Origin of the sequence: Chryseobacterium turcicum (assembly GCF_021010565.1) — a bacterium.
In the GTDB taxonomy this organism is placed as follows: Bacteria; Bacteroidota; Bacteroidia; order Flavobacteriales; family Weeksellaceae; genus Chryseobacterium; species Chryseobacterium turcicum.
Genome location: NZ_JAJNAY010000002.1, coordinates 470236 through 485654, shown reverse-complemented (window position 1 = coordinate 485654; position 15419 = coordinate 470236). Strand labels below are relative to the sequence as shown.

Below are 15419 nucleotides of genomic sequence, written 5' to 3'. Positions count from 1 at the left end.
GAAGGTTTTTTTATATCAATTTGAAATGTTTCAATTACAAAGAAGAAGAATGAACCAACATATCAACCAATTTGTTTGAGTAACCCATTTCGTTGTCATACCACGAAACTAGTTTTACAAAGTTTGGAGAAAGCATAATACCTGCATCTTTATCGAAGATTGAAGTTCTCTTGTCTCCTACGAAATCCTGAGAAACTACAGCATCTTCAGTGTATCCTAAAATACCTTTCAATTCACCTTCAGAAGCTGCTTTGATTACTGCACAAATCTCTTCGTAAGAAGCACCTTTTTCAATTCTTACTGTTAAATCTACTACAGAAACGTCAACAGTTGGTACTCTGAAAGACATCCCTGTTAATTTTCCGTTCAATGAAGGAATTACTTTTCCTACTGCTTTTGCAGCACCAGTAGAAGAAGGGATAATGTTGTTTAGAGCAGCTCTACCACCTCTCCAGTCTTTTACTGAAGGACCGTCAACAGTTTTTTGAGTAGCCGTTGTAGCGTGTACAGTTGTCATTAAACCTTCTACGATTCCGAAGTTATCGTGAATTACTTTAGCCAAAGGAGCTAAACAGTTTGTAGTACAAGAAGCGTTTGAGAAGATTTTTACATCATCTGTAAGCTCAGTGTGGTTTACACCCATTACAAACATTGGAGTATCATCTTTAGAAGGAGCAGAAAGGATTACTTTCTTAGCACCAGCGTTGATGTGTGCAGCAGCACTTTCTTTATCTAAAAATAAACCAGTAGATTCTACGATGTAATCTGCACCGATTTCGTTCCACTTTAGGTTGTTAGGGTCTCTTTCTGCAGTAACTCTGATTCTCTTTCCGTTTACCACAAGGTCGTTACCTTCTACAGAAACTTCTCCTGGGAAAACTCCGTGTACAGAATCGTATTTTAACATGTAAGCCATGTATTCTGCATTGATAAGATCGTTGATTCCTACAACTTCGATGTTGCTTCTTTCTGTCATTGCTCTGAAAACAAGACGACCGATTCTACCAAAACCGTTAATACCTACTTTAATTGTTGACATAGTGTTTTACTTTTTTTTAAAATTATATTAAATAGATTAGATTGCTAAAATTTCTGAAATTAATAAAAGGTCTTTATTGATTTCATTATGTTTTTTAATGGCTTCTTCAATCGGAGTGTATGTTAAATCATTAGAACGCATTCCTGCCATTACATTGGTTTCACCATTCATTAATCCTACAACGGCACCATAACCAAGTCTGCTTGCCAAAACTCGGTCTGCACAACTCGGTGAACCACCTCTTTGCATATGCCCTAAAACAGCTACGCGGATGTCGTAATCGGGGAATTCTGCTTTTGTTTTTTCGGCTAATTCATACACATTAGCTAGTTTTTCACCTTCCGCAACAACAACGATGCTTGATGCCTTACCTGTTTTTTCTGCATTTCTGAATTTTCCGAATAAATCTTCGATGCTGTCTTTTCTTTCAGGAATCAAAATATCTAAAGCTCCGGTTGCTAAACCACTGTTTAAAGCAATGAATCCTGCATCACGTCCCATTACTTCAACAAAGAAAACTCTGTTGTGAGAAGTTGCAGTATCACGGATTTTGTCAATCGCATCCATCGCCGTATTTAATGCAGTGTCGTAACCAATCGTGTTATCAGTTCCGAAAATATCGTTATCGATAGTTCCTGGTACTCCAATTACTCTGATTCCGAATTCTTCACTAAAGATTTTTGCTCCGGTAAAAGTTCCGTCTCCACCAATACAAACTAAGCCATCAATTCCTAATTTCTGGCAGTTCTCAAAAGCTTTTTGACGTCCTTCTTGGGTTCTGAATTCTACTGAACGGGCAGATTTAAGAATTGTACCACCCTGATTGATTATATTTTTTACGGAACGAGCTCCCATTTTCAGGAAATCATCGTGAATAAGGCCATTGTAGCCCTCTCTTACTCCGTAGCATTCGATATTATAGTAATTTGCGGTTCTTACCACCGCTCTTAATGCTGCGTTCATACCTGGAGCATCGCCTCCTGAGGTAAGAACTGCAATTTTTTTTACAGCACTCTCTTTCATCTAGTAAAAAATTTCAAACACAAAATTACAAAAACAAGTTCAGATAACTGTAGCATTTTAGGAATAACTTTAACGAATCACTTTTTACTATTTTATTAGAGTTAATATGCTTAAATAGTAAGATTATCAATCTTGTTTTGTACTACAAATTCATTCCTGAAAATAAATCTGTAATCAGGATTAATATTCAGTATTTATCGCATAGTAGATTAGATTCAAAATGAAATTTTTAATCCTTCTATATCATTAGAAATTAATATCTTGTCGTACCAAATTTAAAATATTTAACTATGAAAAAATGTGTATTTTATCTATTCGCAACTTTTGCGTTGTACTCTTGTTCCACTGAAGAAATGCAGACCAATGCAGTTGAAACAGAAATTGTACAGACAGACCCGTTAAGTGCAAGACAAATCAACGAACAGATTAATCAAACTACCAAAACGAAAGGAAGATTCTCCTGGAACGAGGCTTCTACTCACTTTTTATGGAGCGGAATTGTTCAGGGAAATAAAATAGCTTCTATCGGTTTCGGTAATTCAAAAGATGATTTCGACAGAAGCAAATCTTCTAATTCTGAAGCTCTACAACAGGAAATTTTAGATATAATAAAACAGTACGAAGGAAAAAATGAGCGAATTTTAGTCTCTTCAGATGAATATTTAAATCAAATTGATGTTAATATTGAAAAACAGGAAACTGTGATAGCATTGAGGAAATTAAAATCAATCCGTTATTTTGAGCCTGCAGATTACCGTTATTTTGAAAATGAAAATAAAATCAATGGAGGTACTGCCAAATCCAGTGGAAGTTCTTCAGGTTGTGGTCTTGAATCTACCGCTTTAAATAGCTCAGATTATACAACGGTTACTCCGAATGCAAAAGCGCCTTGGTCATTTGCTAAACATAACATAACAAGCGCATGGAATTACAGCACCGGAGCGGGCGTTACGATTGGATTAATCGATTCTGGAGTTTCTTTTAACCAAAGTCTTTTGAGCGGAAGTTTTAATAATGGCTCATCTTCGGGCAGAACAATCAGTAAAAATGGAGTATATGTAGATTCTGTTTGGCCTTGGAGTTCGGGTTACGATGGTGCAGATGATAAATGTGGGCATGGAACGAGCATGGCTTCTGCGATGGCGGCTCCGAGAAATAATCAGGGACAACCCGTTGGTGTTGCTTATAATGCTAATTTAATTTCTTATCGTGCAGCTTCTAATGTTGTTTTGGATGGTTATCATGAGCAAGAAGGCGTGAAAATAGCTTTTACCAATCTTGGAAACACGGCAAGTGTAAAAATTATTTCAATGTCGATGGGGCATATTTTTTCAGTCGGAAAAATTGAAGACGGTGTGAAATATGCATATTCTAAAGGAAAATTGATATTCTGTGCAGGAGGAACTTCAACGAGTTTTACAAATTTTGTAGGTGTGATTTTCCCTGCTTGGATGCCCGAAACACAGGCAATAACGGGAGTGAAAGAAAATACTTCGAATCAGAAATGTGATGTCTGCCATTCTGGAAGTGAAATTGATTTTACCTATCAGATGGAAAGAGCTTCAGGAAATAGTATTCCGGTTTTAAGTTATTACAATGCGCAAACAGATTATGTGGGCGGTTCTTCTGTAGCAACAGCTTCCACAGCAGGAATTGCGGCCTTGGTTTGGTCTAAAAATCCTTCATGGACGAGAGATCAGGTTTTAAATAAAATGAGACAGTCAGCAACTTATTATCCAACAAAAAATGCAGATTACGGCTACGGAAATATTAATGTTTTGCAGGCTGTGCAATAGGTTTTGATATTATATTTTAAGAATCAAGATTAGAAAATAAATTTTAAAAGTAGTGATGTAAAAACAGCGCTACTTTTTGTGTTTAATAGGAGTGTAGGGTTTTCGATTTTTTTTGATTTAAAATCTGTTTTGATTTTAAAGTTTATATCGAATTAATGGTTTTGTATTTGTTGTTAAATATTGTTTATTGTTATTAAAATGGTTTTTATAATTTATATTAATAATGTATTTTATTAATAAATGTGGTATTTAGTAATTATACTTAAAATTAAAAATACGTATTTATACGCTATTAAATTTATTTTTTCTGAGCTAGTTTTGTCATGTGATCACAACCAAATATAGCATTGTTTATTAAAAAATATTGATGGTTAACTTTTAAATTATTCAATAGGATTTATAAACAATCTGTAAAAAAAACTTTAACCATGGAGACCAGGAACCATTTAAAAACGGGGCGTAATCCGAAAAGCCACAAGAGTAGGAGCAAAACAAAATATTAATCATGACAACAGCACAAAAATCATTAGTAGGAGGATGGACAGCATACCACGCTCTTACACCAGAAGATCAAAAAGTATTTGACGAAGCAATGAGAGGATTTGTAGGAGTAAAATATTCTCCTAAAATGGTTTCTACACAAATTGTAAACGGAACTAACTACCGTTTCAAATGTGATGCCTCTATGCCTCCTTCAGATGTAATTTGGGAAGCTATTGTGGAAGTTTATTGCCCAATCGAAGGCGTACCACATGTTGTTTCTATTACAAGAATCTAATTGACACACTTATTCATATTGTAATTCGGAAGATTTATCTTCCGAATTTTTTTTGTGCAATAATTTTAATAATAATATACAATCAATCTCCCAGTTGATAATCTAAAGGTAACAGAAATTCAATTTTATCTTTTGTAAATTCCCCCTGGTTGGTTAGTATGCCGGGGTTTGAGGTATTTCCGTTAGGGTAAATTTCAAAAGTTTCGTTTTCGGGATGAAGAAAAGAGGTCTGTATAATTGGGATTGTAGCTTTTACAAACTGACCTTTTTTCAATTCATAAAAATACTTTTTGAAATTAATCTGCATCATATAATCATAGTCTAAATACAATTTGCTGTCTGTTTTTTTAGTATATTCAGTTTCCCGAATCTGGGTTTTTGTAATAGCAATTTTATAAGGTTGCTCATTTCTTTTACGGTTGCCAATATCTAAAATATCTTCCGGAACATTCAGTGTACCTTTAGATTTAAACATTTCAGCAAAATCTTTGAGTCGTTGTAATTCTTTTTCAGTCGGATATTTTGAGTTCGGAAACTTGGTAATTTGGTTCACAATGAAGCCTTCATTAGCAACTTTATTTTCAAAAACACTTCTGAAAAAATGAACCTGACTGCCATCGTAAGCATTCATTCTATTCAGCTTTACTTTATCGTTGCTTTTTGTTTCCTTGAAGAAACTGGTACCCACAAATCGGGTTGTATTTTCATTAAAATTTGCAAAAAATTCTACAAGATTATATTCGATGGTATATCCTAAGTTTTTATTTTCGATGATTAAAGTTTGTGGAGCTTTTACTTTTAAAGTTTTATTATTTTTATCGTAGGCAAATTTTAGTGCGCGTTGATTTTTTATTCTTACATTTTCTTTATCATATCCAATGAAAGAATCTAGAAAGAAATGAATGTAATTCTTATACGTAGCTTCTGTAAAAGGAATGATAACTACTTCTTCAATCTCTTTAGATTTAATTAAAACAACTTTCAATGTTTTGTTTAAAACTTGTGATGTATTAACTGTAAATGTTTCGTAATCATCTTTTTTAAAAACTAAACTATTGTTGTTAGAAGGAATATTAAGACTGAAGCTTCCGTCTGAGCCAGAAATAGTCCCTGTTTTTGTACCGTCTAAATAAATGTTGACATTGGAAATGGGCTTTTCGGCATCATTTACCACTGTACCTTTGATTACTTGAGCAATCGAAAGATAAAAAGGTAAGATGATCATCAAGAGTAATACTGCTTTTTTCATGGTAAACAATATTACTAAATTTATAGTGATATAAAAAGCAGCTAAAAGGAATTTAATTTTAACCGATTTTTACGCTCGTCATACTCAACGAACCGCCAATTAAATCATCATTAAATAAAATCAAATCCTCAGACTTATTTTTTAAACCTAAAGAATAAATTAAAGGTAAATAATGATCGGGAGTAGGAATGGCGTATTGCAGAGGAGTCCCTTGTTTTTGATAATCAATCAGATTTTGGAAATTTCCATCTAGAAGCCAATTGTTGGTTTTTTCACGAGCTTCAATTGCCCAATCCCAACCCGCACCAACGGTATCAATATTTCGCCAATCAATTAATCTTAGATTATGAACAATATTTCCACTGCCAATAATTAAAATTCCTTTTTCTCTTAGTTTTTCTAATTTTTTTGCCAAATCAAAATGATACTGTGGTGGTTTTGTATAATCAATGCTTAACTGAATCACCGGAATATCAGCATTCGGATACATATGCTTAATCACAGACCAAGCTCCGTGATCAAGTCCCCAATTGTGATCTTCTTCCACAATAAGATTTAAAATATCGGTAATTTCATGCGCTAATTCAGGGTTTCCGGGAGCCGGATATTGTACATCAAACAAAGCCTGTGGAAAACCACCAAAATCATGAATTGTTTTGGGCATATCCATCGCCGTAACTTTTGTTCCACGCGTAAACCAGTGTGCAGAAATACACAAAATCGCATTAGGTTTCGGTATTTCTTTCGCCACATTTCTAAAACCCTGAACGAACTGATTTTCCTCAATAGCATTCATCGGAGAGCCATGGCCCAGAAAAAGAACAGGCATTTTCTGAGAATTTTTAAATTGGCTGCTTATATTCTGTAAATCGTTGAGATTCATTTTTATGAAGATTAAAAAAGGCTCAAGGTTAATAAAATCCCTGAACCTTTTTGATTTAAAAAACTATTAATTTCATTATTCCCACAAATTGTGGGCTGTAGAAACTTATTTTAAAATTAAGCTTGTTTTACAAATTGCAATTCACCTGCAATTTTTACTTCTTCGCTTACCATTACACCTCCTGCTTCAAGAGCTGCATTCCAGTTAAGACCAAAATCTTTTCTGTTGATTTTTCCTTCAAAAGAAAAACCTGCTTTTGTATTTCCCCAAGGATCTACGTTGATTCCTCCGAAATCTACATCCAAAGTAATTGGCTTGGTAACACCATTTACCGTAAGATTTCCGGTTACAGAATTATTAAGAGCATTAGATTCAAAAGTAATTGTTGGATTGGCTTCTGCATTAAAGAATTCTGCAGATTTCAAGTGATTATCTCTGTCAGTGTTGTGAGTAGAGATAGAATCTACATTGATTGTAGCCGTAGTTTTTGCATTGGCAAAAGTATCATCTTCAGCTTCTATTTCAGCATTGAAGTTAGTGAAATTACCTTTAATATTAGAAATCATCATGTGTTTTACTTTGAAAGTAATTTCACTGTGTGCTGGGTCTAAATTCCATTTTGTAGCCATTGTATGTATTTTTTTGTTGTTATTTATAATGCAAATCTAAGGCTAGAATGATATCCAATTCATTGACTTAGGATAAGAAATTCAATTTTATATAAATTTAATACAAATTCTAGATTTTTTAATTGTTTATCATCAACTAATTATGATTCTTGTTTAAAACGTTAACTGTTTAGTTGAGAATTAGGCAATGTAAAGATGAAGTGGATTATTTTTTTTTGAAAGATATTTTGGTTTATCTATCCATTTAGGTGATGAATCTTATTTCAGTTTTTAAAATTCATAAACAATTAAAGAAAATAATTCTATTTTTGTTAGATGATGGAAAATAAATCCCCATTTTTAGATACTTTGTTTCTTCTTAGAAAAGAAGGTGCACTAACAGTTTTTTCTAACCTTAAAACAGTATCTCAAAAAGAAGAAAATGAGGCGGAAGATTTTTTTGAATCTGAATTTGAAAAAGAAAGATTAGATTTTTTATCTGATCAAATTCCATTCAATAAAGAAGCTGCTATTTGGGCTGGGAAAATTTTGTACCACAGCGCTCAATTGTATTTAATAAGAAAAGATACGGCGAAAGATGTAGAAAAGCTGATTCTACAGTATAAAGATGAAAATAATGTTTCCGCAATTTTATCCGCAGATTTGTCGTTAAGATTTTTACCACAGATTGTTGTTGGGCTTCAGGTTGCAGATTCTACAGATCCTTTAGTCAATATTCTGGAAAATATCCTGCAGTCATTTCATTATTCAGCTGTCGGATTTGATGTAAATCTTGAAAAAATCAATTGGAAAGAAGAATTGAAAGATAAAACTTACCGAAAATTATATCTTGAAAGAATTGTAGAAAAGAAAGCTTATAAGCTCGCAGAAATCCCCTACATCAATCAATTGTTAATAGCAGAATTTGGGATGTATAAAGATATTTTTTGGAAAGAATTAAAAATAATTAATGATTAAAACGCTCGTTTTTCTTTGCTGAGTGGAATGCCTTTGCGAACGAAAAATATTTTCAAATATTAAATTTAAATGAAAATAATTTATCTCGCAGATTAAGCAGATTAATTTCTCTGTTTTTAATCAGCTAAATCTGTACAATCAGCGAGAATTATATAAAAACTGTTTGAAAGAAAATAATATAAAAAACAAATGACTCAAAATATAGAAAAATTAAACAAAGTACTTGCCCATGTAAAAGATACTTTTGTTGGTAAAAATGACGTTGTAGATTTGCTCGGAATCTGTTTGCTGGCAAGAGAAAATGCATTTTTGTACGGACCTCCCGGCACGGCAAAGTCTGCTATTGTAAGAACCTTAGCCAATGCTGTAACAGACGGTAAAAACTTTGAATATCTTTTAACACGCTTTACAGAACCGAACGAAATTTTCGGTCCTTTTGATATTAGAAAATTAAAAGAAGGCGAATTGTTGACCAACACGGAAGGGATGATGCCCGAAGCGTCGATGGTTTTTCTGGATGAGATTTTTAATGCCAATTCGGCAATCTTGAATTCTCTTTTGATGGCTTTAAACGAAAAGATTTTCAAAAGAGGAAAAGAAACAAAAAAACTTCCCGCATTGATGTTTGTCGGTGCGAGTAATGTTCTTCCTGAAGACGAAGCCTTGAATGCTTTGTTTGACCGTTTTCTAATCAGAATAAATGTTGATAATGTGAATCCTGACCTTCTTCAGCAAGTACTTTTAGCCGGAAGAAAATTGGAAAATAATACAGAAACAGAAACGCCTGAAATTTTGTCGAACGAAATTAAAGAACTTCAAAGTTTGTGTAAAACAATAGACCTAAAACCTATTTACAAAGTTTATTTAAATACAATTATCAACCTTAGAAATACAGGAATTGCCATTTCTGACCGTCGTGCTGTGAAGTTGCAAAATTTAATTGCCGCAAGTGCATTAATTTGTGGTCGAAACGAAGCAGTTATTTCAGATTTATGGGTGTTGAAGCATATTTGGGATACCGAAGAACAGATTGAAATTCTTGAGGGAATTATCAACAGAACGATTGAGAAAGACGACCATCCGAAATCTCATCCGCAAGCGTTACAAAATAAAATTCCCAATCCGGAAGAAGTGATGAAAGATGTAAAAATCCTCATCGAAAAATGGAACAGTGGAACATTAAGTTTTGACGAACAAAACGTGATAAAAGATAAGCTAAGGTATCTTCAAACTCGTTGTGACTGGATCAGAAATCCTGAGCAAAAACAATATATTCAACAGGAAATAGAAAGTTTATGGCAGAAAATTCTTCAAACGGTATAAAAACTTTTTGGGCTGAACTTCCCCATGCTGATAAAGATTTTTTAGGGTCTATTCGAGACTGGAAAAATGTTCAGATTGCCATGGATGAAGAAATAATCTGGTTGAGAGGTTTTACCGATGAACAGGTTGCTTCATCGGAAATTCAACAGTTGCCCAATTTTTTGCTGTACGAATTAAGAGAAGGACTTTTATTTCGAAAAGATTCTTTGGTTCCCGCTAAAAAAGTGAGAACTGCTTTGCTTTGGAATCCTATTGATAAAGCTTTAAAACTAACTTTTCCTATTTCAAATAATAATTTTTTTGGAATCGAGGAAAAGGTTGAGATTAAATTAAAGCCAAGCGAAGAAGAACAACCTGCAATGGCTTTGCTATGTTCGATTTCTGATGTTAAAGAAATGATTGTAACGATACCAAAATTCAAATTAGAAAAACTGAATTGGATTGTCATTAATGATAAAGCATTATTTATGGGAAATCCTTTGTTGAGTTTTCCTGGAAAAACATTTTGGCTGAAAGACGAGCATCTTTTACCGACAGGTTTCGATTTTGAATTTAAAAATATGAGTTCTTTGCTCCAAAGAAAATATAATGCAAATCAAAATCAATGGCTTTTGTGGAATGAAGACGGTAGTGTTTTGTCTATCAATAAAGAGAATTTCAGAAAACTGTCTGTAAGTTCATTTCGTCTGGCTGAAAAATCACAAGAATGGAATTAGAAGAATATTTCCAATCTTACGAAAGTTATTTTTGGGAATGGAGGACTGATGATCATCTTTCTGAACTTAGTATTATCTACTTCCCAAATGTAATGACAACGGTTGCTTATCGCCCGTATATTATTGAAATTTTAAAAGAAATCCAATTACAAGGTTGGCCACCGCTTGGTGCGTTATTATTAGTTTTATATGTAACTCAGGATAAATTTGCTGATATTGAATCGCTGTTTTCTGAACTTAATCGTTATGTTGAACGAACAGAAACTAGAGAGTTGTTGGAAGAAGCGATAGAACTTCTCAAGAAGCTATGTAATTTGCCAGAAAAATACACGATAAAACAGAATAAAATTACACTTTTATTAACTGTCTTTTCCGAGAATAGAATTGGAGTTTCTTCTAAAAACGCAGAACAGTTATATGATAGATACATTAAGAAGCCTAGTATTATCGAAGAATGTACGAATAAACGAAACTTTAATTATGAGGTATTTAGAAAAGATATTCGAACATTAGCATATATCAACAGAAAGTTTTCTACCACCGAATCTATTATTGATACAATGAAGGGTTTTGGAGAAATTGTTGATTTAGAAGACGAACTTATCAAAGAAGAAACAACAATAGAAACTGATAAAGATTTTATTCAGCAATTAATAGAAGAGCCTAAAACTTTTCAAGTTGGAAGCTTAATTAAAAGAATCTGGAGCGGGCTGAAAATTCCGATGCGTCATCTTTCTCCCGGTGAACAGCCGATTGGCGGAGTTTCTGATATGACTAATAAAGGCGATTTCAGCAGAATGCTTTTGTCGGAATTTGCCAATGAAGATGAGGTTTTTATGAATCGTGTGGCAAATAATGAAGCTTTATACATTCAACGTGAAATTCCGCCTGAAGAAAATGTTTTTGAAAGGATTATTCTCATCGATACTTCCTTGAAAAATTGGGGAACTCCGAAAGTTTTGGCGTTTGCATCGGCAATTGCGGTCATCAAACATCCGAAAGCACATTCCGAGTGTAAGGTTTTTGCTTTGGGACAAAATTCTACTCCCATTAACCTTGATAAAGTAGAAGAAGTTATCGAAAACCTGAATCTTGTAAGTCCGAATTTGGACGTTTCACAATCACTAGAAAAGTTTTTTAAGGAAGAACATAGCGGAAAAGATTTGGAAGTATTTTTTATGACCAATCAGGAGAATTTATCAAATCAAAACCTTCAAAAAGTCATCCATGAAAATAGAGACCAGTTGAAATTTCTGGTGACAACTTCAGCAGAAGGTGAACTCAATTTTTACAAGCATGATAAAGGAACAAGAAAACACGTTCAGAAAATCATGCTTCCTTTAAAAGAATTGTGGGCAAATCCTCCAAAGAGAAACCTAAAAGGAGAAAATAATAACTCTCTGAAAAGCAAAAAAGCAGATGTTCCGTTGAACTATCCTATTTTATTTCCAACCTTAAAAAATAGAATTGCAACATTTTTATATGAAGGTGAATTTTTTATTTTAAGTTCTAAAAAACAGTTGCTTAAAACCTATTTATCAGATAATTACTATAATAAAAACTATTACGACCAGTATAAAATTCATCGGGGTTGTGAGGTTTTGTTTGAAGATATTTCGGTAAGGCCAAAAGGTCAGTTTGCTTTAGCCAAAAACAAACAGCAACAATTTATTTTATGTCATTATCAACCGGATAAAAAACTAATTTCTAAATTAAATGTAAATACAAGAGAATATTTTGAATTGAATTTGTCAGGTTATAAAATTCAAAATGGGTCTAAACTTGTCCATTTCAATCAAGATTTTTATTTATTTAAGAAAGAAACTTTCGAGGTTTACAAAATAAATTTAGAAGGAAATATCTCTATTGAAGTTATAAGTGATATTTATGCTGTTGAAAAGAACAATTCAAAAGTTGAAACTGAACTCTATAAACTGAATGACAATGGTGTTAAAATTTTAAATAATTTCAACAATGTAGGCATCAATTCAGAACATGGTATTGTGATTTCTAACAATGCGTTGACCAAAAATTATGATAATTCATTAGTATTTTATCGTAATAAATATCCAATGACGATTTTTGCTCAGCAAAATAAAAACAGATTTACTTTTTCTGAAGGCAGCGAAATTATCACAGATTCTCGTGGAATGCTAACTTTTAAAAGCAGCAATCAAAGTATTCCTGAGTTTTATATTCCATCGATGGATGTTGGGTTTTTAGCTTTGGCGAGTCATAGTGAATTCGGAGGTTCAGAGTATTATTTACCTGAAAGTACTTTACTGAAAATAAGAAAAATGGATGACATGATTTTAGAATATTTAGAACCATTTATTCATCAAATTGTAGAATATGGAACTGAGAATTAAACCTTTTCCGAGAAATAATTATCCTAAAAAAGGGCTTTTAATTAAAGGTTCTTCACCATTGATTTGGTTTAATGAAATGGAAATTTTAGGAATCGATTTAGATGAAGTTCTTTCATTTCCCATTCCTTCTAACGAGCCGAATGTTGTGTACGGATGTTTTTTGATTTTTAAAAATTTTGTGCCTTCTGAAATTGGAAAGAACGCTTATTTTCAATGCGTAGATGACAAACTTTTTATTCCTGAAAATACCACTTTTTATCCTAAAATTAATCCTGAAGACTGGCAAAATACCAACGCTGAATTTCTGGTGATGCATCCCGATTTTGGCTTGGTAAAATTAAACGAGGAAATCGATTGGCTTTCAATGCTTAATCATCCTAAACAAGCAGAAGATAAACTTAGAAAACCATCCAATGGAGTAATAATTCCACAAGAGATTAAAAGCTTTATGGTTGAAATGGATAACGACCAAGTGATGGAAGCGCTTCAGAAGCCACAAACCGAAGAAGAATGGATGAAAAACCTGCCTTTTGATATGAAAAAGGTAATGGCAGGAAATAAAAAGGAAATAGAGAAATATTTAAAATATATTGAAAAATATCCTGAAAGAGCTGTAGAATTGGGTGTTCCGCTCGATATAATGGGAACTTCAAGAGGGGATGGTTTTAGCAAGTTTAAATTTGGAAACTGGTTTCAAAACTTTTTTGGTGGAAGTGGTGATTCTTCAGATGGAAGTTCTGGCTCGGGAAATTACCGTTGGATTTTTTTTGTTTTTATCATTTTAATGGTGATAGGCAGAATAGGATTTCAGTTTACTAAAGATGAAACCGAGGAACACATAAGTTCCGGAAAAGCTCAACAGGAAAGTAAGATTGGGAAAATTTTAGCCTTCAAATCTGGGATTACTGATATTGATATAAAAATTGATTCTATTTACAGAAAGCGAAGAGGAAAATTGATGAATGATTTCCATGAAGCAACCAAAGAATATCATGAAAAATCGATAAATGATATCGTAAAAGATGTTGAAAAATACAGAATTGATGAAAATAAAACCAAAGACTCTCTCAAAACAATTTACAATAAAAAAATAGTAAAAGTAATTACAGAAAATACCGAAAAACTACAAAACAAAATTGCAGATTCACTTACAAAAGAAGGAAACGGAATCCCTGCTGATAAAGGGGTTGTGAAAATGGTGCTTAATAGAAAGCAAATTCTGATGGCAGATTCTTTAGGCAAGCTTTATGGAACGATTGAGCCGCCAGTTTCCGATGTAGATGAAAATTCTCAGGCTTATCTTGAAGGAGAAAATAAATCAAATGACGGAACACAAAACGTTTCAATATCGGATATTTTTTGGCTGATTCTTTTAATGACAGGTGTTGTAGGATTATATTCCCTTATTTTTAAAAAGAAAAAGATAGATTTCGGTGGAGAAAATGTTCCTCTCGGAATCAAAATTTTTCTAATGGTTGTTTTGGTTATGTTGCTGGGCTATATTTTTTATCCAATCATCGAAATGTTTGGCTACAATTGGTTTGTCTGGGCTTTGATTATTTGTGTAGCACTTCTTTTATACAGGCTTTTCAGGGAAGATAAAACTATTTTAAAATCTGAAGACAATGAATAAACAGAAGTTTATAGACAAATTTTTGAGAGCGCTTATGGTTTTGGCAATCATTAAAATCATTGCGATTTTTGCTGAGCTTTTTCAAAAAACATTTTGGAGCGTTATTGGAAATCTGGTGATTTTTATCGTCGTTTTGGTGATTGTATTTTTTGTAGTAATCCTCCTTCAGAATAAAGAAAAATCTGGAAATTCTTCAGGGAAAAAAGGCGGTGGCGGAAATTTTTATCTCGACAATTCTTTGTTCGACAGAATCAGAAGTAAATATGAAGAGCTCGCTGAAAAATATATTGCCGAAAAAGATTATACAAGAGCTGCAAAAGTATATATGAATTTGTTGAATGATAATTTTCGTGGCGCAAAAACGCTCGAAGATGGCGGTTTATACAATGAAGCTGCCGTAATTTATCTTAAAAAACTGAATAATAAGTCGGAAGCGGCTTCTTGTTTTGAGAAAGCGAAACAATATCAAAAATCAATTGAATTGTACAAAGAGCTCGAGCAAAAAGAAAAAGTAGGTGACCTTTATATGCAGATTAACGATACCAAAAATGCACATTCTTATTATCAGATGGTTGTTGATGATTATGTAAGTAATGACCAAATGGTGAAAGCTTCTCTTATTTACCGCAAAAAAATGAATGTTCCAGATGAAGCACAGAACATTTTGCTACAAGGTTGGGAAGAAAATAAAGACGCATTTAATTGTCTGAATAATTATTTTGTGAATATCAATAGTGTAGAAGATTTAAATATTAAAATTCAAAATTTATATCTAAAAACACCTTCTGATAAGAAATTGATGTATCTGGAAGCGATGAAACATGAATTTAAAAAAGATGTAAAACTACATGAAACAACTAGAAATATCGCTTACGAAATCATTGCAGAAAATGTAGAAAAACATTCTTCGATTATCAATGAATTAAAGCATTTTAATCCGGAAGATGAGGTGATTTTAAAAGATATTTCAAGATACAGAACGGGGAGAAATAAAATATTTAGAAATTGATTTAAAAATTTTCAA

The 15419-nt window shown here is 32.9% G+C and carries 13 protein-coding genes; 8 read left to right on the top strand and 5 right to left on the bottom strand.

All coding sequences use genetic code 11. The features are described 5' to 3' along the window. Nucleotides 1-34: 34 nt before the first annotated feature. Nucleotides 35-1039: a type I glyceraldehyde-3-phosphate dehydrogenase gene (gap, locus tag LO744_RS17035; protein ID WP_230671507.1), complete on the bottom strand. Its 1005-nt coding sequence runs from the start codon at nucleotides 1037-1039 to the stop codon at nucleotides 35-37. A 36-nt stretch (nucleotides 1040-1075) separates the two neighbouring features. Next, entirely contained in the window at nucleotides 1076-2062 is a 987-nt protein-coding gene (pfkA, locus tag LO744_RS17030; protein WP_230671505.1) for a 6-phosphofructokinase, read from the bottom strand. Between the two features lie 290 nt (nucleotides 2063-2352). On the opposite strand from pfkA, the gene LO744_RS17025 reads away from it, so the two are divergent. Together LO744_RS17025 and LO744_RS17020 are read left to right on the top strand one after the other, a co-directional pair. Then, nucleotides 2353-3858 (top strand): S8 family peptidase, encoded by a 1506-nt coding sequence (locus tag LO744_RS17025; protein WP_230671503.1) that lies wholly within the window; start codon nucleotides 2353-2355, stop codon nucleotides 3856-3858. Nucleotides 3859-4363: 505 nt separating this feature from the next. Then, complete coding sequence (locus tag LO744_RS17020) at nucleotides 4364-4636, top strand: hypothetical protein (RefSeq protein ID WP_230671501.1); 273 nt, start codon at nucleotides 4364-4366, stop codon at nucleotides 4634-4636. Between the two features lie 82 nt (nucleotides 4637-4718). Here the strand turns inward: LO744_RS17020 and LO744_RS17015 are convergent, their stop codons facing one another. The 3 genes from LO744_RS17015 to LO744_RS17005 all read right to left on the bottom strand — a co-directional run bounded on the left by LO744_RS17015 (nucleotide 4719) and on the right by LO744_RS17005 (nucleotide 7397). After that, nucleotides 4719-5885, bottom strand: a complete 1167-nt coding sequence (locus tag LO744_RS17015) for a carboxypeptidase-like regulatory domain-containing protein (protein WP_230671500.1) — start codon at nucleotides 5883-5885, stop codon at nucleotides 4719-4721. Nucleotides 5886-5943: 58 nt separating this feature from the next. After that, nucleotides 5944-6768 (bottom strand): 4,5-DOPA-extradiol-dioxygenase, encoded by an 825-nt coding sequence (ygiD, locus tag LO744_RS17010; protein WP_230671498.1) that lies wholly within the window; start codon nucleotides 6766-6768, stop codon nucleotides 5944-5946. Between the two features lie 116 nt (nucleotides 6769-6884). Beyond that, nucleotides 6885-7397, bottom strand: coding sequence for a YceI family protein (locus LO744_RS17005; protein WP_074231741.1), 513 nt, complete (start codon nucleotides 7395-7397; stop codon nucleotides 6885-6887). Nucleotides 7398-7712: 315 nt separating this feature from the next. Here LO744_RS17005 and LO744_RS17000 point away from each other — a divergent pair, with 315 nt between their 5' ends. From LO744_RS17000 to LO744_RS16975, 6 genes are all read left to right on the top strand, one after another. Then, nucleotides 7713-8354 carry a hypothetical protein gene (locus LO744_RS17000; RefSeq protein ID WP_230671496.1) on the top strand — a complete coding sequence of 214 codons (642 nt, stop codon included), beginning with the start codon at nucleotides 7713-7715 and terminating at the stop codon, nucleotides 8352-8354. 189 nt (nucleotides 8355-8543) lie between these two features. Beyond that, a complete protein-coding gene (locus tag LO744_RS16995; protein ID WP_230671494.1) occupies nucleotides 8544-9677 on the top strand; it encodes an AAA family ATPase in 1134 nt (377 codons plus the stop codon). Then, nucleotides 9650-10393 (top strand): hypothetical protein, encoded by a 744-nt coding sequence (locus LO744_RS16990; protein ID WP_230671492.1) that lies wholly within the window; start codon nucleotides 9650-9652, stop codon nucleotides 10391-10393. The genes LO744_RS16995 and LO744_RS16990 overlap by 28 nt, the downstream gene beginning before the upstream one ends. Beyond that, a complete protein-coding gene (locus LO744_RS16985) occupies nucleotides 10384-12762 on the top strand; it encodes a hypothetical protein (RefSeq protein ID WP_230671490.1) in 2379 nt (792 codons plus the stop codon). The genes LO744_RS16990 and LO744_RS16985 overlap by 10 nt, the downstream gene beginning before the upstream one ends. Beyond that, nucleotides 12746-14395, top strand: coding sequence for an APC family permease (locus LO744_RS16980; protein ID WP_230671488.1), 1650 nt, complete (start codon nucleotides 12746-12748; stop codon nucleotides 14393-14395). Before LO744_RS16985 ends, LO744_RS16980 begins: the two co-directional genes overlap by 17 nt. Next, nucleotides 14388-15404, top strand: coding sequence for a tetratricopeptide repeat protein (locus LO744_RS16975; RefSeq protein WP_230671486.1), 1017 nt, complete (start codon nucleotides 14388-14390; stop codon nucleotides 15402-15404). The genes LO744_RS16980 and LO744_RS16975 overlap by 8 nt, the downstream gene beginning before the upstream one ends. The last annotated feature ends 15 nt before the right edge of the window (nucleotides 15405-15419 follow it).

Coding starts and splice junctions, on each gene's coding strand:
- gap (WP_230671507.1), bottom strand. CDS start 1,039: ATGTCAACAATTAAAGTAGGTATTAACGGTTTTGGTAGAATCGGTCGT.
- pfkA (WP_230671505.1), bottom strand. CDS start 2,062: ATGAAAGAGAGTGCTGTAAAAAAAATTGCAGTTCTTACCTCAGGAGGC.
- LO744_RS17025 (WP_230671503.1), top strand. CDS start 2,353: ATGAAAAAATGTGTATTTTATCTATTCGCAACTTTTGCGTTGTACTCT.
- LO744_RS17020 (WP_230671501.1), top strand. CDS start 4,364: ATGACAACAGCACAAAAATCATTAGTAGGAGGATGGACAGCATACCAC.
- LO744_RS17015 (WP_230671500.1), bottom strand. CDS start 5,885: ATGAAAAAAGCAGTATTACTCTTGATGATCATCTTACCTTTTTATCTT.
- ygiD (WP_230671498.1), bottom strand. CDS start 6,768: ATGAATCTCAACGATTTACAGAATATAAGCAGCCAATTTAAAAATTCT.
- LO744_RS17005 (WP_074231741.1), bottom strand. CDS start 7,397: ATGGCTACAAAATGGAATTTAGACCCAGCACACAGTGAAATTACTTTC.
- LO744_RS17000 (WP_230671496.1), top strand. CDS start 7,713: ATGATGGAAAATAAATCCCCATTTTTAGATACTTTGTTTCTTCTTAGA.
- LO744_RS16995 (WP_230671494.1), top strand. CDS start 8,544: ATGACTCAAAATATAGAAAAATTAAACAAAGTACTTGCCCATGTAAAA.
- LO744_RS16990 (WP_230671492.1), top strand. CDS start 9,650: ATGGCAGAAAATTCTTCAAACGGTATAAAAACTTTTTGGGCTGAACTT.
- LO744_RS16985 (WP_230671490.1), top strand. CDS start 10,384: ATGGAATTAGAAGAATATTTCCAATCTTACGAAAGTTATTTTTGGGAA.
- LO744_RS16980 (WP_230671488.1), top strand. CDS start 12,746: ATGGAACTGAGAATTAAACCTTTTCCGAGAAATAATTATCCTAAAAAA.
- LO744_RS16975 (WP_230671486.1), top strand. CDS start 14,388: ATGAATAAACAGAAGTTTATAGACAAATTTTTGAGAGCGCTTATGGTT.